A 20,716-nucleotide genomic window follows, 5' to 3' on the forward strand; every position below is an offset into this window, starting at 1 on the left:
CATAATCATTTCGGCATAAAACTTTAAGCTTGAAATATCTTGGCCCCGGCGCGATACTGAAACCAAGCAAGCGAAGAGGAGATCGCACAGATGAAGGTTGCGGTTCTCGGCGGCGGACCAGCCGGCCTTTACTTCGCCATTTCGATGAAGCTGAGGGACGCCGCGAACGATGTGACGGTTTTCGAGCGTAATCGCGCCGACGACACGTTCGGCTGGGGCGTCGTTCTGTCAGCCGAAACACTCGAGAATCTGGCCAAAAACGATCCGGTCAGCGCCGTCTGGATCAAGAAGCATTTTGCGTATTGGGACGACATCGCCGTAGTCCATGACGGCGTGCGCACTGTATCCTCAGGCCACGGCTTCTGCGGCATCGGCCGCAAGCGGCTCTTGATCCTGTTGCAACGGCGCGCACGCGAGCTCGGTGTCAAGCTGATGTTCGAGACCGACATCGCCGATCCCAAACCCTATATGGAGACGCATGACCTGGTCGTCGCCGCAGACGGACTGAACTCCAGGGCGCGTAACAGTTTCGTCGATATCTTCAAGCCCGACATCGACACGCGCAAATGCAAGTTCGTGTGGCTCGGCACCCACCAGAAATTCGACGACGCGTTTACGTTCATTTTCGAAAAGACCCAGCATGGCTGGGTGTGGGCGCACGCCTACCAATTCGACAGCGACACCGCGACCTTCATCGTCGAGTGCAGCGAACAGACCTGGGCCGCCTTCGGCTTCGGCGCGATGACGCAGCAGGAATCCATCGCCGTCTGCGAACGCATCTTCGAAAAACATCTTGGCGGCCATGCGCTGATGACCAATGCCAACCACATCAGGGGGTCGGCCTGGATCAATTTCCCGCGCGTGCTGTGCGAGCGCTGGTCATACGAGAATCTGGCGCTGATGGGCGACGCGGCGGCTTCAGCCCATTTCTCGATCGGCTCCGGCACCAAGCTGGCGCTGGAAAGCGCGGTTGCGCTGGCCGAGTATGTCGAAACCGAGCCGGACCTCGACGCCGCCTTCCGCAAATATGAGGATGCGCGCCGCACCGAGGTGCTGAAGCTGCAATCGGCGGCGCGCAACTCGCTCGAATGGTTCGAGGAGGTCGAGCGCTATCTCGGCCTCGATCCGGTGCAGTTCAACTATTCGTTGCTGACCCGCTCGCAGCGCATCAGCCACGAAAACTTGCGGCTGCGCGACGCGGAGTGGCTTGAAAGCGCGGAGGAGTGGTTCCAGCGCCAGGCGGGCGCCGGCGCCAACAGACTCCGTCGCGCCCCGATGTTCGCGCCCTTCAAGCTGCGCGACATGCGGCTCAGCAACCGCATCGTCGTCTCGCCGATGGCACAATACAAGGCTGTCGAGGGCTGCCCGACGGACTGGCATTTCACGCACTATGCCGAGCGTGCCAAGGGCGGCGCCGGGCTCATCTATATCGAGATGACCTGCGTCAGCCCCGAAGGCCGGATCACGCCCGGCTGCCCGGGCTTCTATGCGCCCGAACATGAGGTGGCGTGGAAACGGCTGGTCGATTTCGTCCATGCCGAGACCGAAGCGAAGATCTGCGCGCAGATCGGCCATTCCGGCGCCAAGGGCTCGACACGGGTTGGCTGGGAAGGCACCGACGTGCCGCTGGCCTCTGGCAACTGGCCCGTCATGGCGGCATCGGCGGTCGCGTGGTCACCTGAGAATCAGGTGCCGAAGGCGATGGACCGCGCCGACATGGACAGGGTGCGCGACGAGTTCGTGGCTTCGGCGCAGATGGCCGATCGTTGCGGCTTCGACATGCTGGAGATCCACGCCGCGCACGGCTATCTCCTGTCGTCCTTCATCACGCCGGTCACCAACCGGCGCACGGATGAATATGGCGGTTCGTTGGAAAACCGCATGCGCTATCCCCTCGAAATCTTCCGCGCAGTGCGCGCCGCCTGGCCGGCGCAGAAGCCGATCTCGATGCGCATTTCGGCCAATGACTGGGTCGGCATCGAAGGCGTGACACCCGCCGACGCCGTGGAGATCGCGCGGCTGCTGCACGAGGCCGGCGTCGACATTTGCGACGTCTCGGCCGGCCAGACTTCGGTGTTGGCCAAGCCGGTCTATGGCCGCATGTTCCAGACGCCGTTTTCCGACCGCATCCGCAACGAAGTCGGCATGGCGACGATGGCGGTCGGCAACATCTATGAGCCGGACCATGTCAATTCGATCCTGATGGCCGGCCGCGCCGACCTGGTGGCGCTGGCACGGCCGCATCTCGCCGATCCCTACTGGACGCTGCATGCGGCGGTGACGCTCGGCGACCGTGGCGTGAAATGGCCGGATCCCTATCTGCCCGGGCGCGACCAGACCTACCGGCTGGCCGAACGCGACGCCGCGGCGGGGCTGAAAGTATGACGGCCGCCGCGATGATCGCCGGCAGCCACGCCCTTGTTACCGGCGGCGGGTCCGGTGTCGGCCGCGCCATTGCGCTGGCGCTGGCCGGTGCCGGCATCGACGTCACCATATGCGGCCGGCGCGAGGCGGAGCTGGCCAAGGTGGCTGGCGAAAGCAAACGCATTTTCGCCATCACTGCCGATGTCACCGATGAGGAGGCGATGGCATCGCTTTACGAGGCGGCTGAAGCGGCGCGAGGCCCTTTCGACATCGTCGTCGCCAATGCCGGCATGGCGGGCAGCACGCCGGCGCACAAGACCGCGCTGGCCGACTGGCAGCACACGCTGGACGTCAACCTGACCGGCGCCTTCCTGACCGTGAAGCCGGCGCTCGCCGGCATGGCCGCGCGCAAGGCAGGCCGTATCGTCTTCATCGCGTCCACCGCCGGACTGAAGGGCTACGCCTACGTCGCGCCTTACGTGGCGGCCAAGCATGGCGTCATCGGCCTGACGCGGGCGCTTGCCGCCGAGACGGCGAAGTCCGGCGTGACCGTCAACGCGGTGTGCCCGGGTTTCGTGGAAACCGAAATGCTGGAGCAGTCCCTCCAGCGCATCGTCGAAAAAACCGGCCGCTCGACTGAACAGGCGCGGGCGAGCCTTGCCTCGACCAATCCGCAAGGCCGCTTCATCCAGCCGCAGGAAATTGCCGCAGCCGTGCTGTGGCTGTGCGGCGATGCGGCGGCGTCGATCACCGGACAGGCAATTTCGATCTCAGGAGGCGAAACATGGTAGCCGGCCCCCTGCCCGCGCCGTCGGGACCCGGCAAGGACCGCTTGCGGCTGTGGATCAGGCTGCTGCGCGCCTCGCGCACGATCGAGGCCGAACTGCGCGAGCGCCTGAAGAAGGAGTTCAACACGACGCTGCCGCGCTTCGACGTGATGGCCGCGCTCTACCGCGTGCCCGAAGGCATGCTGATGAGCGACCTGTCGCGCTTCCTGCTGGTGTCCAACGGCAATGTGACGGGGATCGTCGATCGGCTCGTGTCCGAGGGGCTGGTCGCCCGCGCCCGCCGCAATGGCGACCGCCGCACCTCGATGGTGCGGCTGACGGATGAAGGCTCCAAATCCTTCGCCGTCATCGCTGCCGCACACGAGGGCTGGGTCGGCGAATTGCTGGGCAAGGTAAGCGAGGATGACGCGCGCCGGCTGACCGGCATGCTGACCTCGTTCCGCAGCAACTGGGAGGGACGCGAATGAGCAAGATGGCCGGCTTCAAGCCGAAGCATTTCCTCTGGCGGGTCGAAGAGCGGATCGCCAAGATCCGGCTCGACCGGCCGGAACGCAAGAACCCGTTGACCTTCGAAAGCTATGCGGAACTGCGCGATACGTTTCGCGACCTCGTCTATGCCGACGATGTCGACGCCGTTGTGTTCCTGTCCAATGGCGGCAATTTCTGCTCCGGCGGCGATGTCCACGACATTATCGGGCCGCTGGTCAAGATGGACATGAAGCAGCTCCTGGCCTTCACCCGCATGACCGGCGATTTCGTCAAGGCGATGCTGAACTGCGGCAAGCCGATCATCGCGGCGGTGGATGGCGTGGCGGTCGGTGCCGGCGCCATCATCGCCATGAGCTCCGACATCCGCATCGCCACGCCGGAAGCCAAGACCGCGTTCCTGTTCACCCGCGTCGGCCTCGCCGGCTGCGACATGGGCGCCTGCGCGATCCTGCCGCGCATCATCGGCCAGGGCCGCGCCGCCGAACTGCTCTACACCGGCCGCACCATGACGGCTGCCGAAGGCGAGCGCTGGGGGTTCTACAACAGGCTTGTAGAGGCAGCTTCCTTGGAAGCTGACGCGCTCGATATGGCGGCGCGTATCGTCTCCGGCCCGACCTTCGCCCATGGCATCACCAAGACGCAGCTCAACCAGGAATGGTCGATGGGCCTCGACCAGGCGATCGAGGCGGAGGCGCAGGCACAGGCGATCTGCATGCAGACGCGCGATTTCGAGCGGGCGTACAAGGCGTTCGTCGCCAAGGAAAAGCCGGTGTTCGAGGGGGATTGAGGATGTTTTCTTCGCTCAAGAAGGACATGCCGGCGGGACAGCGCCCCCCTCTGGCCTGCCGGCCATCTCCCCCTCCAGGGGGGAGATTGGCAGCTTCGGCGGCGGCAGCCATCCTGCGGCGCAGGCGATTTGCGAAAGCCGAGATGAGGATTGATCTCCCCCCCGGCGGAGGAGATGTCCGGCAGGACAGAGGGGGGCGCCCTAGAGCACGGACTCTGGAGAATAGCGGAGGCAGAAATGCCTGACCGCTCCTTCCTCGACTGGCCATTCTTCGAAGACCGCCATCGCCAGCTGGCCGAAAGCCTGGAAGCATGGTGCGCGAAGAACCTGCCTGTCGATCACCATGACGTCGACGCCGCCTGCCGCGAGCTGGTGCAAAAACTCGGCAGCGACGGCTGGCTGAAACCGACGGCGCTCGACACCGACAATCCCGGGCCGCTCGACGTGCGCACCTTGTGCATCACGCGCGAGACGCTGGCGCGGCATGACGGGCTCGCCGATTTCGCCTTCGCCATGCAAGGGCTCGGCACCGGAGCGCTCAGCCTGTTCGGTACGCCGGATCAGCAGCAATGGCTTTCGAAGACGCGCGCCGGCAAGGTCATTTCCGCCTTTGCGCTGTCGGAACCGCGCTCGGGATCGGATGTCGCCAATATGGAGATGACCGCGACCCGCGATGGTGGCGGCTATATCTTGTCGGGCGAAAAGACCTGGATCTCCAATGGCGGCATCGCCGATCTCTATGTCGTCTTTGCCCGCACAGGCGAGGCACCCGGCGCCAAGGGACTATCAGCCTTCATCGTGCCGGGGGACAGCAAGGGCCTCGGCATCGCGGAGCGCCTGGAAGTCATCGCGCCGCATCCGCTGGCACGACTGTCTTTCGATCAGGTCCGGCTGCCCGCCTCGGCGCTGATCGGCAAACCGGGCGACGGCTTTCGCATCGCTATGTCGGTGCTCGACGTGTTCCGCTCGACCGTCGGCGCGGCGGCACTCGGCTTTGCGCGCCGCGCACTCGATGAAAGCATCAAGCGGGTGGCCGAACGCAAGCTGTTCGGCGCGCCGATGACCGAGCTGCAGATGGTGCAGGGCCATATCGCCGAGATGGCGCTCGACGTCGATGCCGCGGCGCTCCTGGTCTATCGCGCCGCCTGGACCAAGGACATGGGCGCGGCGCGGGTGACGCGCGAGGCGGCGATGGCCAAACTGTTCGCCACCGACAAGGCGCAGGAGGTGATCGACAAAGCGGTGCAACTGCATGGCGGCGACGGCGTCCGCAAGGGTCACATCGTCGAAAGCCTGTATCGCGAGATCCGCGCGCTGCGCATCTACGAGGGTGCTTCCGACGTGCAGAAGGTGGTGATCGCGCGGCAGGTGATGGGCGCTGCCTGAACCCGGTCGCGTCAAGGTTTGGACTGTTTCGAACGCGGATATTGCGGAGAGTTTGAAATGCACGAGATTCTGCAGCCGGATGGCTGGGCCAAGCCGGTCGGTTACGCCAATGGCGTAGCGGCCCGCGGGCGGCTTGTCTTCGTCGGCGGACAGGTCGGCTGGAACGGGCAGTGCCAGTTCGAGACCGACGATTTCGTCGGACAGGTGCGGCAGACGCTTCAGAATATCGTGGCGGTTCTGGCGGAGGCCGGCGCGGAGCCGCGGCACATCACGTCGATGACCTGGTATTTCACTGACAAGAGCGAATATCTGGCCAACCTCAGGGGCATTGGAGAAGCCTATCGCGAGGTGATCGGCAGGCATTTCCCGGCGATGGCCGCCATGCAGGTGGTGGCGCTGGTCGAGGACCGCGCCAAGGTGGAGATCCAGGCCACCGCCGTCATCCCGGAATAATCTATCGGTTGTCCCGGAATGACCGACCAATTGTCTTGGAATAGTCGTCCATCGCTTCGTCATCCTGGGGCGAAGCAAGGAGCGCAGCGACGCAGCGCAAACCCCAGGATCCATGCCGTGAAGCCAAAGCGCCGCTGCGGTCCAGAATTCTGCACCGATGCGCTCTGCGTCCAATGTAACGGCATGGATCCCAGGGTCTTCGCGACGGAGCTTCGGCTCCTGCTCCTCCCTGGGATGACGACTTCGGCTAGCTGGAATAATCTATTCGCGAAGGCCGGCCCGCTCCAGCAGCGGCAGCACGTGATCGCAGAAATAAGGCAATTCCTGCGTGTAGTTGACGAAGGACAACGCAATGCCCTGGTAGCCATGCCCGGCAATGGCGGCCATGTCGGCGGCGATCGTTTCGGGCGTTCCGATCAAGGGGTAGGTGCCTGCGCCGCCGGCGAAACGCTGGCGGTAGCGGTCATAGGCATGCGGGTCGTGCGAGCGCGAGAATTCCTTCTTGCCGGCCATATGGGCATCGACCGCCTCGCGGTCGGCCAGATCGACGGCATAGCGTGTGTAGTAGGCCTGCGCCTCCTCCATCGTCGGCCGGCAGACGACATGCGCCACGGTGTAGACGCCGACCTCGCGGCCAGCCTTGTCGGCCCGCTCACTAATATCGGCGACATGTTTGCCGGCATCGGCCATCTCGGAAAAGGTCGTGAACAGGTAGTCGCAACGGGCGGCGGCGAAATCGCGGCCCGGACCGCCGAAAGCCGCGTTCATCGTCACCGGTCGCGGCACTTGCAGGCTGGCCGGCCGGCTCACGGCTTCCTTGAGACGATAATAAGTGCCCTCATAGTCGAGAGGTTCAGCCGACGCATAAAGCCTTTCCAGAATGTCGATCCATTCGGCGGCCTGATCATACCCCTTCTCGACCAGCGGCGTGCCGAACATGCCGAATTCCTTCGGGTTCCAGCCGCAGACGATGTTAAGGCCGGCGCGGCCCTGGCTGATATGGTCGACCGTCGCCAATGCCTTGGCGGCATAGAGCGGATGCATAAGCGGCACATGCACGGTCATGAACAGGCCGACCCGCTCGGTGGCCACACTGAGCGCCGCCGCCCAGGTGAAGGTCTCGAACGACCATTCGCGCACCTTGTTGCGGCCGCCAAAGCCGCGCCAGCGCGCGATCGGCAGCAGGAATTCCAGCCCCGCACGGTCGGCGATCTGCGCCGCCGTCAGATTATCCTGCCAGCTTGCCGTCCAGCGTTCAGGCACATCCGATATGGCAAGGCCGCCATCGGCATTGGTCGAGAAGACGCCGAGCTTCAGTCTGTTTGGGCCGTCCAGGGGATGCGCTTTGATCATGTCCGGAACTCGCGGCGGGAGATCGACACGCTAGGCCCGCGCGAAAATATTTCAAGCCTGAAATAGCTTCGCCTCGCCGCTGTTTGCGGATATGAATTCCGGCACGACAACAAAGGGATGGAGCGATGAGCGGGTTTCGCCACAAATGCATCGGCAGGGAAAGCCTCGTCGGTTCCTTTGCCGCCATTCCGCATCCGGTTGCGGTCGAGGTGATGGCGCAGTCCGGTCTCGATTTTCTCTGCATCGATTGGGAACATGCCCAGATTTCGCGCGACATGATCGAGACGATGGTGCGCGCCGCCGACATCCATCGCGTGCCGGCCATTGTGCGCGTGCCCGGCCATGCACCGGAAGCGATCGCCGCGGCATTGGACAGCGGCGCGCAAGGCGTGCTCGTCCCGCGCGTCTCGACATCAGCCCAGGCGCAGGCGGCGGTGAAGGCCTCGCGTTATCCGCCGACCGGCGAGCGCGGCGTCGGGCCCGGACGGGCCGCAGGCTATGGCTACCGCATCTCCGAATATCTTGCTCAGGCCAATGACAGCATCGTCGTGGCGGTTCAGGTCGAGACATCGGAAGGGCTGGCCAATATCGAGGCGATCGCCGCCGTCGAGGGCGTCGACGTGATTTTCGTCGGGCCCGGCGATCTCTCCGTGTCGATCGATGCGATCGGCCCGGAAGGCGCCGACAAGCTCGCGCAAGCGATTCGCAGGATCATCGGTGCGACGATCGCGCATGGCAGGACATCCGGGATCTTCTGCGCGAGGCCGCAGGATGTCGCCGGATGGGCGGCACTCGGCGCCAGTTTCTTCATCCTGGCCAGCGACACGATGTTTCTGGGAACTGGCGCTGCCGCCGGAAAAGCCGGCGCGGATGCCGAACTGGGCAGGAGCGGCCGCAGCTAGCGCTATCGAAAGGCACTCCAGGCGCCGTCGCCGCCCAACTTTTTAAGCTTAAAACTTTTGCCTTGAAAACTGCCGCGGTTTGGATAAGCATTCCTAGATCGATGCGACTGCCGTTCCGGACGGGCTTGCCGGACATCCATCGTGGTGCATCGGGTGGGATCAAAGGGTTTCAGTCCTTGTCGTTCATGCTGCCCCCAGTCATCCTCCAGCACGCTATGCCTGCGATGGCATGCGCGCGCCAGTTCCACGATCCGCATACCGAGAGCATCGCCAATCTCGCCTTCCCGCCCATGTGCGTCTGCCGCGACCGGACAGCGCCCGACCGCATGGCGGGGAGCATGAATTGACGCCCCGCTGGGAGGTGTGGCGGCAAGAAACCGTGCGGGCATCAGCCCGCCCGATCAACAACCAGAGGGAACACCCCAGAGGGACCAACAATGAGCCTGACCCGTCGCAATCTCATCCTGCTCGCGGCCGCCATCGGCATCGCCGCCGGACCGGCAACCGCCTATGCCGCCGATGTGCTTAATGTCGGCGCCTACCCGACCAATCCGCCCTTCGAATACAAGAACGAGAGCGGCACTTTCGAGGGCTTTGAAGTCGACATCGTCAACGAAGCGGCAAAGCGCGTCGGCATGACCACCGACATCGCCGATCTCGGCTTCCAGGCGCTGTTCGCCGCCACCACCTCGAAACGCATCGATGTCGCCATCTCGTCGATCACCATCACGCCGGAGCGGCTGAAATCGCAGTCGTTCACGCAGCCTTACTATGATTCCGATATGGGCATCGCCACCAAGACCGACAGCCCGATCAAGGCCGAGGCCGACCTCAAGGGCAAGATCGTCGGCGTGCTGTCCGGCTCGACCGGCGAGACCTGGGTCAAGGCACATCAGGAAGCCGACGGCTTCAGCGACGTGAAGGGCTATGACACGCAGCAGAACCTTTTGCTCGATCTCAGTGCCGGGCGCATCGACGCGGCTGTCAGCGACATTCCGGGCATGCAGTACTCCTTCACCAAGATGAAGGATCTCACCGTCAAGGAACGCATCAAGACCGGCGAACAGTACGGGCTGATGATGACCAAGGACCACCCGCTGCTCGGCAAGCTGAACGACGCGCTGACGGCGATGAAGAAGGACGGCACGCTGGCCGCGATCCACAAGAAGTGGTTCGGCAGCGACGCGCCCGCCGATTCCTCGACCGCCAAGGAAATGCCGGTGCCGAAGGCCTGAGCGGCGGCCGCCAAGGAGAACGTGCCGGCTCGAAAGGCCGGCACGTTCCGTTTGATACACAACCTCCCGGAAGCAGCACGGCGCGGCAAAACCGCTTTCGCTGTTCCGGACCTCTGCTCCGGCGTCAGGGACGCCAAACGGTTCGGGAAAGCCTCCCATGTCGCTGCTCGATACCTTCTTCAACGCCGACGTCATCGCGTCCAGTCTGCCGGCGCTGCTGCGCGGCTTTCTCAACACGCTGCTGCTCGGGCTGCTCAGCATCGGCATCGGCATCCCCATCGGCCTGGTTATCAGCCTGTTGCGGCTCTATGCGCCGAAGCCGCTCAGGTGGCTGGCGGTCGGCTACACCGACATCTTCCGCGCGCTGCCGGTGCTGGTGGTGCTGATCCTGATCTATTACGCGCTGCCCTTCCTCGGCATCCGCCTGTCGTCCTGGGCTTCCGCCGTGACGGCCTTCGCCATCATCATGTCGGCCTATTCGGCGGAAGTGTTCCGCTCCGGCATCGAAAGCATTCCGCGCGGCCAGTTCGAGGCGTCGCAGGCCCTCGGCCTGCCGTTCCTTTTGACCTTGCGCAAGGTGGTGCTGCCGCAAGCGGTGCGCGTGGTCATCCCGCCTATGACCAGCAACTGCGTCTCGATGTTCAAGGACACCTCGCTCGCCTCCACCGTGGCGCTGCCGGAACTCCTGAAGGAAGCGACCAATGCCCAGTCGCTCTACGCCAATCCCTCGCCGCTGATCGGCGCGGCGCTGGTCTATCTCATCTTCCTGTGGCCGATGGTTCGCCTCGTCAGCCTGCTTGAAGACCGTTTCAAAACCGAGAAGACGCGCTGACCGCGCCTACAATTTCCCATCTACCGAGCACTTCGCAGGAGACGACCATGAACAAGCATCAAGCCGCCAATGCGACCGGCACTTCCGGCGCGTTCCCTGTTGAAAGAATCCGGGCGATGTTTCCCGCCTTGCAGCGGGCAGGCGATTTCATCTTCCTGGACAACGCCGCCGGCGCGCAGATCCCGCAGAGCGTGCTCGACGCGGTGACCAACCATCTGGTTTCGCACAATGTGCAGCGCGGCGGCCGCTATGGCCGCAGCGTCACTGTCGATCAGTCGGTCGCCGATGCGCGGACAAGCGTGGCACTGCTGATCAATGCCTACAGCCCATCCGAGATCTGCTTCGGCATGAACGCCACCTCGTTCATCCGCCTGGTCAGCCTCGGCATCGGCCAGATGCTTGGAGAGCGCGACGAGATCGTCGTCACCGACATGGACCATGACGCCAACATCGCGACATGGCTGGCGCTCGAATCCGCCGGCGCCAAGTTCAAGTGGTGGCGCATGCGCGAAGACGGCAATTTGCATGTCGACGATCTGCGCCCGCTTGTTTCCGATCGTACCCGGCTTGTCGCCTGCACGGTGACGGCGCATTCCATCGGCTCGATCGTCGACGTGGCTTCGGTGGCTAAAATCGCGCACGCCGCCGGCGCCGAAGTGTTCCTCGACTGCGTGCACTACGGACCGCATGGGCTGATCGACGTACAGGCCTGGGATTGCGACTATCTCGTCTGTTCCGGCTACAAGAATTTCTCGCCGCATATGGGTTTCCTGTGGGGCCGCTTCGAAACGCTGAAGCGGCTGCCGACCTTCCGCGAGGACTTCATCCCCGACGAGCCGCCCTACAAGGTCGAGGCCGGCACCTTCATCTACGAGAACGTGTCAGGCATGGATGCGGCGGTCCAGTATCTGGAACTCATCGGCCGCAACCTTGCCCCGTCCAACAACCGCTCGCGGCGCGAAAACATCGTCGCCGGCATGGGCGCCATCCGCGACTACGAGCTGGTGCTGGCGCGCGAGATGCTGGCTGTGCTGAAGAGCTGCGGGGCAACGATCTACGGCGTTTCCGAGGAGGCCCGCATCAACGAACGCGTGCCGACCTTCTGTTTCAACATCGGCAAATTGTCGCCGCAGCGGATCGTCGAGGAAATGGCTGAATTGCAGATCGGCATCCGCGACGGCCACATGTACGCCCCGCGCCTGATGAAGCGCCTCAACCTGTCGATGGACAGCGGCGCAATCCGCGCCTCGCTGGTGCACTACAACACGGTGGAGGAGGTGCACCGTTTCGGCGACGCACTGCGGGCGATTATCGCCAAGCTGTCGTGATCCGGCGATCGGTCTAGGAGGGGGCCGTAAGCGGCCCTTCGGATATTCGTTTCGGAACGGCGGGAACGGGGCCGATAGCTGCCGTCCACTGCGCCGGTTGCGAGCGCAGATATGCAGACGATCCGACTGCCGCTCTACGCTCACCGGCGTACTTTGCTACTCGTCCATCAAGCCACGTTTGCGCAGGACGTCGTATTTGAGAATCTCACCCCTAATGATGTCGCCCCATCGACCAACGAACGCCATCGTGTCGGTAGCATGGAGATGTGCAGTGAGTGCGGCCTGGTCTCTCCACCGCTCGGCGACCAGGAGGCGGCCCGCAAGCGGATCGTCCACAGCCGCGTCATAGGAAAGATTTCCGTCCCGCTGCCGCGTAGCTATGGCGAGGTTCTGGAGATCCTGGACAAACTCGGTGACCGACGAGGGCTCGACATACATATAGCCGGTAACAATCAGCATCATGGCTTACCTTGGTGGATCCCGCTCGACCGTCTGCACTTCCGACGATCGGTCGGCTGAAAGCAACAAATCAGACGGCCAGCACGATCTTGCCTTGAATACTGCCGTCAGCGGCGCGCTGGTGCGCGCGCGATGCCTCGGCCAGCGGGAATGTGCTGTCGATGACGACACGCACAATGCCGTCGAGCAGGCGGGCGACTTTTGCCAACTGCGCGCCATTGGATCGAACCTGTGTGGATGAGACCGTGATTCCCAGCTTCTCTGCCTCCTCGTGACCCGTGAAGCCCAGCGGGTTGATCAGGAACAGCGCGCCGCCCGGCTTCAGAACATGGAAGAAGCGCTCCATGTCCGCGCCGCCCACCGCGTCGAGGACAAGGTCGACGTCTCGGACGACTTCTTCGGTCGCGGTCGTCTTGTAGTCGACGAACTGATCCACGCCGAGATCTCGCATCAGCCCCTCGTTCTTGGCCGATGCCACCGCGATGACGCGAGCGCCCCGCCATTTCGCCAACTGGACAGCCAGATGCCCGACACCGCCTCCGGCGCCGTTGATCAGCACCGTCTCGCCGTCGAGCGGCACCGGCTCATGCCGGAAGGGCTGGAACGGATTCGGCCCGTCGTGGCCAAGTTCGATCAAGAACTGCCATGCCGTCAGAAGCGACATCGGCGCGCCGGCCGCATGAATATGGTCGATGCCGGCTGGTTTCAACGCAAGCTGCGTTGCCGGCACACTGACATACTGCGCGTAGGCATTGCTACCCGTCATTAGGTCATGGGGAAAGCGAACCATTGCATAGACCTCGTCGCCGATGCTGAACTCAGCGACGTTGGCGCCAACCGCTTCAATGACGCCCGACACGTCCGTGCCGAGAATCAGTGGGAAGGATGCGTTGGGTCGCCATTCTGGCGGCAGGGCGCGATAGCCGTCCCGCAGATACCAGTCGGGCGGATTAAGCCCCGCTGCCTGGACGCGGACGAGCACCTCGTGGGGCTTCACATCCGGCCTCGGCGCGTCTTCGTACACCAGCACCTCGGGACCACCGAATGCATGCAGACGGACTGCCTTCATCTTGTCGCTCATCGGTCAAATCTCCGCTCATCATGTCGCCGGAGCAGATCTAGTGGCATCACCGCTGGTTGATAATCGGCGCAGATGGCGCTTAAGTAATGCCATGGTGGAACATATCGCTTTGGATCGGCTCACTGGTATCATCGCCTTCGCGCGTGCCGGATCGCTGGGCAGCTACACGGCAGCGGCGCGCGCGCTGTCGATTTCCCCGTCGGCTGTCAGCAAGAGCATCCAGCGGCTCGAGCGGCATTTAGGATTGTCGCTGTTTACCCGTACGACGCGCTCGCTCACCTTCACGCCCGAAGGGCGCGACCTGCATGAGCGCGCGCTGCGTCTGCTACGCGAGGCGGAGGAAATCGAGCAGACGGCAATGACCGCGCGCTCCGAACCATCGGGCACGTTGCGCGTGGCCGCGTCGCTGCCGATCGGACTCCACCTGATCGCTCCGGCTTTACCGGCTTTCCGTCGGCTCCACCCGAACCTGGTCATCGATCTCAGGCTGGGTGACCAGATAGTGGACATGATTGAGGAAGGGATCGATGTCGCCATACGCATCGGTGATCTGGCTGACACCCGGCTGCTATCACGCAAGCTCGCACCCCATCGGCTTTGCTGCTTCGCCTCGCCAGCCTATCTCGAGGAACGCGGCACCCCGACCCATCCCGATGACCTGGTAGGGCACGACACCGTCAATCTCCGGTATCAGAGCACAGGCCAGACCTTTCGCTGGCCCTTCCGGATTGGCGACCGCGAGATCGAGATCGTGCCCAATGCCGGTGTGGTCGCCGATGCCAGCGATGCCGTGCTCATCATGCTGGCAGCCGGTGGCGGGATAGGCATAGGCGCCTCCTTCATGGCGGCTCCCTATGTGAAGCGCGGTGATCTGGTCCCCGTGCTGTCCACGTTCGCCGTCGAGCGAAATAACGTCACTGTGCTCTGGCCGGCAAGCCGACGCGCCAACCCCGCGGTGCGCGCCTTTCTGACCATGCTCGACGCCGCTTTCATGCAGCGAATGGTAGTTTCAAGCATCGACTGATCTGGCGCGGAAGGGCCGCTTAGAGGCGATTCCGGCCATGACAGGCATTGGACAGAGTCGACAGGGCAAGCCGATTTATCACTAGGCAAGGACCGCTCTAATATTCGAAGCTTCGCAATTTGACATGTCGCCTGCAAACGCCGACGGCTCGGTCGCATCGCGACCAACTGATATTACAGCCTTTAAATCGTTGCACAGCATTTTGGATCAAGCGGCGTTTGCCGCCACAGGTTTGCCAAACCGACCAATATTGTCATCGCCCCACCCCTTCAGGGCAACGAGGATGGGTTCGAGACTGCGGCCGAGCGGTGAGATGGTGTATTCCACCTTCGGCGGCACCTGCGCATAAACCTTTCTCTCTATCAAGCCGTCTTCTTCAAGCTCGCGCAACTGGTTCGTCAACGTGCGCTGCGTGACGCCGCCGATCTGACGCTGTATCTCGTTGAAGCGCATCGTACCGCGCAAAAGGTGGAACAGCACCACGCACTTCCACTTGCCGTCGATCAGACTGATGGCCGCTTCCACGGAACAGCCGGGATTGCAGTCGAAGCGAGAATGGCGAGCCTTGGACATGGCGGTATCCTTCAGATATTTACATGCAAATCCGCATGTACAACATAATCTGTTTGTTACCGGGTTCAGCCTGGACTGGCAAGGCGTTGGGCGAGATCCTCGCAGGCCCGCCCGGTATCCAAATGGATACTATTGGCAAACGTTGTGCGTATCCCAGGCCTGAGAACGCATCGCTACATTGAAGCCACTGAGGGGCGAACCAGTCGCCGGCTGCAATCGATCCCCGTCAACATCGCCACCAGCCGATAGGACCGACCATGTCTGCAAACAGCTTCACTGCCCGCTCGATCACGGGAGAGGCCGCAACCCGCCTCATCGCCGAGGCCATCGCCGCTTCCAAACGCATCGGGTTCGAACCCGTCATCGCGATCGTCGACGCTGCCGGCAACCTGAAGGCGTTCGAACGCAGCGATCGCAGTTCCTATCTTGCCGTCAACATTGCCATCGACAAGGCCTACACCGCGGCCTCTTTCGGTCTGTCGACGGCCCAGTGGGTCGACCTGCTGGAAGATCGTGGCGCTTCGAACCTAAGGCATGTTCCGCGCGTCATGGCCGCCGCCGGCGGCTTTCCGATCATGGAAGACGGCGCGATCATCGGCGGGATCGGTATTTCCGGCGGAAGCTGGGCGCAGGACCAGGAAGCCGGCGAAGAAGTTCTTCGCAATTTTTCCAGGTGACGTCGAAAAACGGCCAACAGGAGACACCCATGAAAGCCATCGGATACAAGACCCCTTCGCCCATCGACGCCGCGGATTCTCTCATCGACATCGAGTTGCCACGGCCAGAACCGAAAGGCCGCGACATCCTTGTCGAAGTGAAGGCCATTTCGGTCAATCCGGTCGACTATAAAATCCGGCAGAGCACGCCGCCGGCTGCCGGCGTCGAATGGAAGGTGGTCGGCTGGGACGCGGCAGGCATCGTCGCCGCCGTCGGGCCTGACGTCAGCGGTTTCAAGGCGGGAGACGAGGTCTGGTATGCAGGCTCCATCACTCGTCCGGGCGCAAACGCCGAATTCCATCTCGTCGACGAGCGTATCGTCGGCAGGAAGCCGTCAAAACTCGGATGGGCCGATGCCGCGGCGCTCCCGCTTACATCGCTGACCGCCTGGGAGGCGTTCTTCGACCGCATAGACGTGAAGAAGCCGGTTCCCGGTGCTGCTGCCGCTATCCTGATCATTGGCGGTGCCGGCGGGGTCGGATCGATCGCTATCCAGATCGCCCGGCAATTCACCGACCTGACCGTTATCGCGACGGCTTCACGTTCCGAGACCAAGGACTTCGTCAAGTCGTTGGGAGCCCACCATGTGGCCGATCACTCGAAGCCGCTTGCCGGCGAGATCGCGGCACTGGGCATCGGCGCTCCGGCGTTCGTATTTTCGACGACGCAAACCGCCCGGCATGTCGACGATATCGCTGAACTGATCGCACCGCAGGGCCGCTTCGGCCTGATTGACGATCCGTCGGGATTCGACATCATGAAGTTCAAGCGCAAGGCGGTGTCGATCCATCACGAACTCATGTTCACACGGGCCATTTACGAAACGCCGGACATGGACGAGCAGGGCAAAATTCTCGACGCGGTGTCCGCCGCCGTAGACGATGGACGGATTCGATCGACCGCCACACAGAACCTCGGTGCGATCACCGCGGAGGGCCTCAAAAAGGCGCATGCGCAGCTCGAAAGCGGATCGACCATCGGAAAGGTGGTGCTCGAAGGCTTCGCCTGATCAGAGGGCCAGAGGGCGGTCTGCTCACCGGCCGCAACTCCTTTGTTCAGGGATGTTTGAGTTTCCCAGCTGTGTAAGTGCCGCCGAGACCACCGGGGTCCATAGATTCGGTGTACCCGAAATTGTTCAGTGTGGTGCTGGTATTTTCAAGCGAAGGCGCGTTGACCCGTTACTGAAGTCTGAACCGTTGACGCCTTCAAGGCCACGATGACCGCTCCGGGCGCAAAGCGGTCGTCCAGGCCTCGGCAGACGTAAGCTGTCTTTTGGGTAAAACTCGGTCGTTCAGAGTAGTTGTGTTTTGACTCTAGGCCGCCTTCTTCCTCGCCAGCCTCGCCTTGATGCTGGCCACATCGGCGCGCGGCGTCGCTGCGAACAGCGTCCTGGTGTAGCTGTGCTTGGGGTCTGAAAAGACCTCGTCGCGCGAGCCGTATTCGACCGCCTCGCCGAAATACATCACCATCACGTCGTCGGCGATGTAGCGCACCACGGAGAGATCGTGGCTGATGAAGACATAGGTCAGTTGGAATTCGTCCTGCAGGTCGGCGAGCAAATTTAGCACCTGCGCCTGCACCGACAGGTCGAGCGCCGAGACCGGCTCGTCCAGCACCAGCAGGCTGGGGTTCAGCATCAGCGCGCGGGCAATGGCGATGCGCTGGCGCTGGCCGCCCGAGAACATGTGCGGATAGCGGTTGTAGTGTTCGTGACCGAGGCCGACCTTCTTCAGCATCTTCATGGCGAGGTCGCGCCGCTCAGCGGCCGTCTTGTCGGTGTTGATCAGCAGCGGCTCGCCCAGCACATCGCCGATCTTCTGGCGCGGATTGAGCGACCCGTAGGGGTTCTGGAAAACGATCTGCACCTTGCGGCGCATGTCTTTCGACAGCGCGTTCCTGGCGATATCGACCTTGTTGCCGTCGATGAACAGTTCGCCCGATGTCGCCGGGTCGATGAGCGTGATGATGCGGGCGAGCGTGGACTTGCCGCAGCCGCTTTCGCCGACGATGGCGAGCGTCTTGCCCTTGTCCACGGTGAACGAGACGCCCTTGACCGCGTGCACCGTGCGCGGTCCGCTGAACAGGCCGCCGCCGATATGGTAGTCGCGAACGATGTTCTTGCCTTCGAGGACGGTGGTGCTCATGCGGAGGCTCCCGCGGCCGAGGGCGCCGGCTCGAACAGCATGTCGGAGACGGTCGGCAGCCGGTCGCCGACGGCATTCTCCGGCAGCGCAGATAGCAGCGCGCGCGTATAGTTGCTCTTCGGGTTCTCGAACAGCGAAAGCACGTCGGCCTCTTCCATCTTGCGGCCCTTGTACTGGACGATGACGCGATCCGCGGTCTCGGCCACCACGCCCATATTGTGGGTGATCATGATCAGGCCCATGCCGTATTTGGCCTGCAGCGAAACCAGCAGGTCGAGGATCTGCTTCTGGATGGTGACGTCGAGCGCTGTGGTCGGCTCGTCCGCGATCAAGAGCTTGGGATTGCAGGCGATGGCGATGGCGATCATGACGCGCTGGCACTGGCCGCCCGACATCTGGTGCGGAAACGAGCTCAGCCGTTCTTCCGGATCGGCAATGCCGACGAGCTTCATCAATTCGATGGCGCGCGCGCGGCGCTGGGCGCGGTCCATGCCCATGTGGAAGCGCAGCACCTCCTCGATCTGGAAGCCGACGGTGAAGCACGGGTTGAGGCTGGCGATCGGCTCCTGGAAGATCATGGAGATATCCTTGCCGACGATCTTGCGCCGCTCGGACGGGCTGAGCTTCAGAAGGTCGACGCCGTCGAAGGCCATGCGGTCGGCCTTCACGGTCGCGGTGTTGGGCAGCAGCCCCATCACCGCCAGCATCGCCACCGACTTGCCGGAACCGGATTCGCCGACGATGGCCAGCACTTCGCGCGGCTCGATCGACAGGTCTATGCCTTGCACGGCCATGAACGGGCCGGCGGCGGTGTCGAAGGAAACGGTGAGGTTCTTGATCTCGAGGAGAGACATGCTCACGACCTCTTCAGCTTGGGGTCGAGCGCGTCGCGCAGGCCGTCGCCGATCAGGTTGATGGCAAAGACGGTGATCAGGATGGCAAGGCCGGGGAAGGTCACCACCCACCAGGCGCGCAGGATGAACTCGCGCGCTTCGGCCAGCATCGTGCCCCATTCCGGCGTCGGCGGCTGCGCGCCCATGCCGAGGAAGCCCAGCGCCGCGGCCTCGAGAATGGCGTTGGAAAAGGACAGCGTCGCCTGCACGATCAGCGGCGCGATGCAATTGGGCAGGATGGTGACCAGCATCAGCCTGAGATGGCTGGCGCCCGCGACCTTCGCCGAGATGACATATTCGCGGTTCTTTTCCGCCATCACCGCAGCGCGGGTGAGCCGGGCGAAGTGCGGCTGCAGCACGAAGGCGATGGCGATCATGGCGTTGACCAGCCCGGGTCCGAGCACGGCGACCAGCACCAGCGCCAGCAGCAGCGACGGGAAGGCCAGGATGATGTCCATGATGCGCATGATGAGCGTATCCACCCAGCCGCGGCAGTAACCGGCAAGCAGGCCGAGGATGACGCCGGAGATCAGCGCCGTGGTGACGACGACGAAGCCGATGGCAAGCGAGAAGCGCGAGCCGTAGATCAGGCGCGAGAGGATGTCGCGGCCGACGGCGTCGGTGCCGAGCAGGAACTGGGCGTTGCCGCCCGCCTGCCAGGCCGGTGGCGTCAGGAAGAAGTCGCGGAACTGGTCGTCGGCCGAATGCGGCGCCAGCAGCGGCGCGAAGATGGCAATCAGGATCAGCAGCGCAAAGACGAGGAGGCCGATCACCGCGCCCTTGTTGATCGAGAAATAATGCCAGAACTCGGCAAACATCTGCAGCCGGGCGTCCTGCGGCCTGACGACGGTCGCGGCTTCGATTGTGGCTGGGCCTTCGTTGGTCATGTCAATTCGCCCGGATGCGCGGGTTGATGACGGCATAGAGCACGTCGACGATGAGGTTCACCGACATGACGATGAGCGCGATCAAAAGCAAGCCGCCTTGCACGGTGAAATAGTCGCGCTTGGAAATAGCGTCGATCATCCATTTGCCGATACCCGGCCACGAAAAAATGCTCTCGGTCAGGATGGCGCCGGTCAGGAGCGTGCCGACCTGCAGGCCGATGGTGGTGACGACCGGGATCAGCGCGTTGCGGAACGCATGCAGGCCGATGACGCGGCGCGGCGCCAGGCCCTTGGCGCGCGCGGTGCGCACATAGTCCTCGCCGAGCACTTCGAGCATGGCCGACCGCGTCTGCCTGGCGATGACGGCAAGCGGAATGGTGCCGAGCACGATGGTGGGCAGGACGAGGTGCGACAGGGCCGAGCGGAATGCACCCTTCTGTCCGGAGATCAGGGAATCGATGGTCATGAAGCCGGTGACCGGCTTGAAGAAATAGAGAAGGTCGATGCGGCCGGAGACCGGCGTCCAGTGCAGCATGCCGGAAAAGACGATGATCAGCAGCAGCCCCCACCAGAAGATCGGCATGGAATAGCCCGCCAGCGCCGTTCCCATGGTCAGCTGGTCGAACCAGGAGCCACGGCGGATCGCGGCGAAGATGCCGAAGGCGACACCGAAGACGATGGCGAAGATCATGGCGAAGATGGCGAGTTCGACGGTTGCCGGGAACCGCACCAGGAAATCCTTGAGCACCGGCGTCTTGGTGGAGAACGAGGTGCCGAAATCACCGCTGAGGATGTTGGCCAGATAGGTCAGGTACTGTCGCCAGATCGGCAGGTCGAAGCCGAACTGGTGCATCAGCGCGGCGTGACGTTCGGGCGACAGGCCGCGTTCGCCCGCGAGCACCAGCACCGGATCACCGGGCAGGATGCGCACGAAGCCGAAAGCGAGGATGGTTATCCCGATGAAGGTCGGGACGATGAGGGCGAGCTTGCCTAGGATATAACGCAGCATGGCGGGCGAGGT

General features: G+C 63.2%; 21 protein-coding genes. 13 read left to right on the forward strand and 8 right to left on the reverse strand.

Translation table 11 applies throughout. From position 1 onward, the window contains the following. The first annotated feature begins 90 nt into the window (after positions 1–90). From LB533_RS21290 to LB533_RS21315, 6 genes are all read left to right on the forward strand, one after another. Positions 91–2,385, forward strand: coding sequence for a bifunctional salicylyl-CoA 5-hydroxylase/oxidoreductase (locus LB533_RS21290; RefSeq protein WP_224678182.1), 2,295 nt, complete (start codon positions 91–93; stop codon positions 2,383–2,385). Further along, positions 2,382–3,155: an SDR family NAD(P)-dependent oxidoreductase gene (locus tag LB533_RS21295; RefSeq protein ID WP_224678183.1), complete on the forward strand. Its 774-nt coding sequence runs from the start codon at positions 2,382–2,384 to the stop codon at positions 3,153–3,155. The genes LB533_RS21290 and LB533_RS21295 overlap by 4 nt, the downstream gene beginning before the upstream one ends. Continuing rightward, positions 3,149–3,619: a MarR family winged helix-turn-helix transcriptional regulator gene (locus LB533_RS21300; protein ID WP_224678184.1), complete on the forward strand. Its 471-nt coding sequence runs from the start codon at positions 3,149–3,151 to the stop codon at positions 3,617–3,619. The genes LB533_RS21295 and LB533_RS21300 overlap by 7 nt, the downstream gene beginning before the upstream one ends. Next, positions 3,616–4,428: an enoyl-CoA hydratase family protein gene (locus tag LB533_RS21305; RefSeq protein WP_140640042.1), complete on the forward strand. Its 813-nt coding sequence runs from the start codon at positions 3,616–3,618 to the stop codon at positions 4,426–4,428. Before LB533_RS21300 ends, LB533_RS21305 begins: the two co-directional genes overlap by 4 nt. Before the next feature lie 237 nt (positions 4,429–4,665). Beyond that, a complete protein-coding gene (locus tag LB533_RS21310) occupies positions 4,666–5,814 on the forward strand; it encodes an acyl-CoA dehydrogenase family protein (protein ID WP_224678185.1) in 1,149 nt (382 codons plus the stop codon). A gap of 57 nt (positions 5,815–5,871) precedes the next feature. Then, positions 5,872–6,267 (forward strand): RidA family protein, encoded by a 396-nt coding sequence (locus tag LB533_RS21315; protein WP_140640046.1) that lies wholly within the window; start codon positions 5,872–5,874, stop codon positions 6,265–6,267. Positions 6,268–6,528: 261 nt separating this feature from the next. On the opposite strand, the gene LB533_RS21320 is transcribed toward LB533_RS21315, so the two are convergent. Then, positions 6,529–7,620, reverse strand: a complete 1,092-nt coding sequence (locus LB533_RS21320; RefSeq protein ID WP_140640048.1) for an LLM class flavin-dependent oxidoreductase — start codon at positions 7,618–7,620, stop codon at positions 6,529–6,531. Between the two features lie 125 nt (positions 7,621–7,745). Here LB533_RS21320 and LB533_RS21325 point away from each other — a divergent pair, with 125 nt between their 5' ends. From LB533_RS21325 to LB533_RS21340, 4 genes are all read left to right on the forward strand, one after another. Continuing rightward, a complete protein-coding gene (locus LB533_RS21325) occupies positions 7,746–8,522 on the forward strand; it encodes an HpcH/HpaI aldolase family protein (protein WP_140640050.1) in 777 nt (258 codons plus the stop codon). Between the two features lie 437 nt (positions 8,523–8,959). Next, positions 8,960–9,757 carry an ABC transporter substrate-binding protein gene (locus LB533_RS21330; protein WP_140640052.1) on the forward strand — a complete coding sequence of 266 codons (798 nt, stop codon included), beginning with the start codon at positions 8,960–8,962 and terminating at the stop codon, positions 9,755–9,757. Between the two features lie 157 nt (positions 9,758–9,914). Further along, entirely contained in the window at positions 9,915–10,589 is a 675-nt protein-coding gene (locus LB533_RS21335) for an amino acid ABC transporter permease (protein WP_140496993.1), read from the forward strand. Positions 10,590–10,636: 47 nt separating this feature from the next. Beyond that, the gene (locus tag LB533_RS21340; RefSeq protein ID WP_224678186.1) at positions 10,637–11,917 is read left to right on the forward strand and encodes a cysteine desulfurase-like protein; all 1,281 of its coding nucleotides are present in this window, start codon (positions 10,637–10,639) and stop codon (positions 11,915–11,917) included. Between the two features lie 156 nt (positions 11,918–12,073). Here LB533_RS21340 and LB533_RS21345 read toward each other — a convergent pair whose 3' ends face one another. Continuing rightward, positions 12,074–12,379, reverse strand: a complete 306-nt coding sequence (locus LB533_RS21345; RefSeq protein WP_140640056.1) for a putative quinol monooxygenase — start codon at positions 12,377–12,379, stop codon at positions 12,074–12,076. A gap of 67 nt (positions 12,380–12,446) precedes the next feature. Beyond that, complete coding sequence (locus LB533_RS21350) at positions 12,447–13,457, reverse strand: NADP-dependent oxidoreductase (protein ID WP_224678187.1); 1,011 nt, start codon at positions 13,455–13,457, stop codon at positions 12,447–12,449. A gap of 91 nt (positions 13,458–13,548) precedes the next feature. Here LB533_RS21350 and LB533_RS21355 point away from each other — a divergent pair, with 91 nt between their 5' ends. Then, on the forward strand, positions 13,549–14,481 hold the full coding sequence (locus LB533_RS21355) for a LysR family transcriptional regulator (protein WP_224678197.1): 933 nt from the start codon (positions 13,549–13,551) through the stop codon (positions 14,479–14,481). 207 nt (positions 14,482–14,688) lie between these two features. Here LB533_RS21355 and LB533_RS21360 read toward each other — a convergent pair whose 3' ends face one another. Then, positions 14,689–15,054 carry a winged helix-turn-helix transcriptional regulator gene (locus LB533_RS21360; RefSeq protein ID WP_224678188.1) on the reverse strand — a complete coding sequence of 122 codons (366 nt, stop codon included), beginning with the start codon at positions 15,052–15,054 and terminating at the stop codon, positions 14,689–14,691. 257 nt (positions 15,055–15,311) lie between these two features. On the opposite strand from LB533_RS21360, the gene LB533_RS21365 reads away from it, so the two are divergent. Next, positions 15,312–15,731 carry a GlcG/HbpS family heme-binding protein gene (locus LB533_RS21365; RefSeq protein WP_224678189.1) on the forward strand — a complete coding sequence of 140 codons (420 nt, stop codon included), beginning with the start codon at positions 15,312–15,314 and terminating at the stop codon, positions 15,729–15,731. A gap of 29 nt (positions 15,732–15,760) precedes the next feature. Beyond that, positions 15,761–16,780 (forward strand): zinc-binding alcohol dehydrogenase family protein, encoded by a 1,020-nt coding sequence (locus tag LB533_RS21370; RefSeq protein ID WP_224678190.1) that lies wholly within the window; start codon positions 15,761–15,763, stop codon positions 16,778–16,780. Positions 16,781–17,084: 304 nt separating this feature from the next. On the opposite strand, the gene LB533_RS21375 is transcribed toward LB533_RS21370, so the two are convergent. The 4 genes from LB533_RS21375 to LB533_RS21390 all read right to left on the reverse strand — a co-directional run bounded on the left by LB533_RS21375 (position 17,085) and on the right by LB533_RS21390 (position 20,704). Next, entirely contained in the window at positions 17,085–17,915 is an 831-nt protein-coding gene (locus tag LB533_RS21375; RefSeq protein WP_224678191.1) for a dipeptide ABC transporter ATP-binding protein, read from the reverse strand. Beyond that, positions 17,912–18,769, reverse strand: coding sequence for an ABC transporter ATP-binding protein (locus tag LB533_RS21380; RefSeq protein ID WP_224624878.1), 858 nt, complete (start codon positions 18,767–18,769; stop codon positions 17,912–17,914). Before LB533_RS21380 ends, LB533_RS21375 begins: the two co-directional genes overlap by 4 nt. 2 nt (positions 18,770–18,771) lie before the next feature. Continuing rightward, the gene (locus LB533_RS21385; RefSeq protein WP_224678198.1) at positions 18,772–19,626 is read right to left on the reverse strand and encodes an ABC transporter permease subunit; all 855 of its coding nucleotides are present in this window, start codon (positions 19,624–19,626) and stop codon (positions 18,772–18,774) included. Between the two features lie 70 nt (positions 19,627–19,696). Continuing rightward, positions 19,697–20,704, reverse strand: a complete 1,008-nt coding sequence (locus LB533_RS21390; RefSeq protein WP_140550182.1) for an ABC transporter permease subunit — start codon at positions 20,702–20,704, stop codon at positions 19,697–19,699. Positions 20,705–20,716 lie beyond the last annotated feature (12 nt).

It is taken from the genome of Mesorhizobium sp. BR1-1-13 (assembly GCF_020165515.1).
Classification (GTDB): Bacteria; Pseudomonadota; Alphaproteobacteria; order Rhizobiales; family Rhizobiaceae; genus Mesorhizobium.

Coding starts and splice junctions, on each gene's coding strand:
- LB533_RS21290 (WP_224678182.1), top strand. CDS start 91: ATGAAGGTTGCGGTTCTCGGCGGCGGACCAGCCGGCCTTTACTTCGCC.
- LB533_RS21295 (WP_224678183.1), top strand. CDS start 2,382: ATGACGGCCGCCGCGATGATCGCCGGCAGCCACGCCCTTGTTACCGGC.
- LB533_RS21300 (WP_224678184.1), top strand. CDS start 3,149: ATGGTAGCCGGCCCCCTGCCCGCGCCGTCGGGACCCGGCAAGGACCGC.
- LB533_RS21305 (WP_140640042.1), top strand. CDS start 3,616: ATGAGCAAGATGGCCGGCTTCAAGCCGAAGCATTTCCTCTGGCGGGTC.
- LB533_RS21310 (WP_224678185.1), top strand. CDS start 4,666: ATGCCTGACCGCTCCTTCCTCGACTGGCCATTCTTCGAAGACCGCCAT.
- LB533_RS21315 (WP_140640046.1), top strand. CDS start 5,872: ATGCACGAGATTCTGCAGCCGGATGGCTGGGCCAAGCCGGTCGGTTAC.
- LB533_RS21320 (WP_140640048.1), bottom strand. CDS start 7,620: ATGATCAAAGCGCATCCCCTGGACGGCCCAAACAGACTGAAGCTCGGC.
- LB533_RS21325 (WP_140640050.1), top strand. CDS start 7,746: ATGAGCGGGTTTCGCCACAAATGCATCGGCAGGGAAAGCCTCGTCGGT.
- LB533_RS21330 (WP_140640052.1), top strand. CDS start 8,960: ATGAGCCTGACCCGTCGCAATCTCATCCTGCTCGCGGCCGCCATCGGC.
- LB533_RS21335 (WP_140496993.1), top strand. CDS start 9,915: ATGTCGCTGCTCGATACCTTCTTCAACGCCGACGTCATCGCGTCCAGT.
- LB533_RS21340 (WP_224678186.1), top strand. CDS start 10,637: ATGAACAAGCATCAAGCCGCCAATGCGACCGGCACTTCCGGCGCGTTC.
- LB533_RS21345 (WP_140640056.1), bottom strand. CDS start 12,379: ATGATGCTGATTGTTACCGGCTATATGTATGTCGAGCCCTCGTCGGTC.
- LB533_RS21350 (WP_224678187.1), bottom strand. CDS start 13,457: ATGAGCGACAAGATGAAGGCAGTCCGTCTGCATGCATTCGGTGGTCCC.
- LB533_RS21355 (WP_224678197.1), top strand. CDS start 13,549: ATGGTGGAACATATCGCTTTGGATCGGCTCACTGGTATCATCGCCTTC.
- LB533_RS21360 (WP_224678188.1), bottom strand. CDS start 15,054: ATGTCCAAGGCTCGCCATTCTCGCTTCGACTGCAATCCCGGCTGTTCC.
- LB533_RS21365 (WP_224678189.1), top strand. CDS start 15,312: ATGTCTGCAAACAGCTTCACTGCCCGCTCGATCACGGGAGAGGCCGCA.
- LB533_RS21370 (WP_224678190.1), top strand. CDS start 15,761: ATGAAAGCCATCGGATACAAGACCCCTTCGCCCATCGACGCCGCGGAT.
- LB533_RS21375 (WP_224678191.1), bottom strand. CDS start 17,915: ATGAGCACCACCGTCCTCGAAGGCAAGAACATCGTTCGCGACTACCAT.
- LB533_RS21380 (WP_224624878.1), bottom strand. CDS start 18,769: ATGTCTCTCCTCGAGATCAAGAACCTCACCGTTTCCTTCGACACCGCC.
- LB533_RS21385 (WP_224678198.1), bottom strand. CDS start 19,626: ATGTTTGCCGAGTTCTGGCATTATTTCTCGATCAACAAGGGCGCGGTG.
- LB533_RS21390 (WP_140550182.1), bottom strand. CDS start 20,704: ATGCTGCGTTATATCCTAGGCAAGCTCGCCCTCATCGTCCCGACCTTC.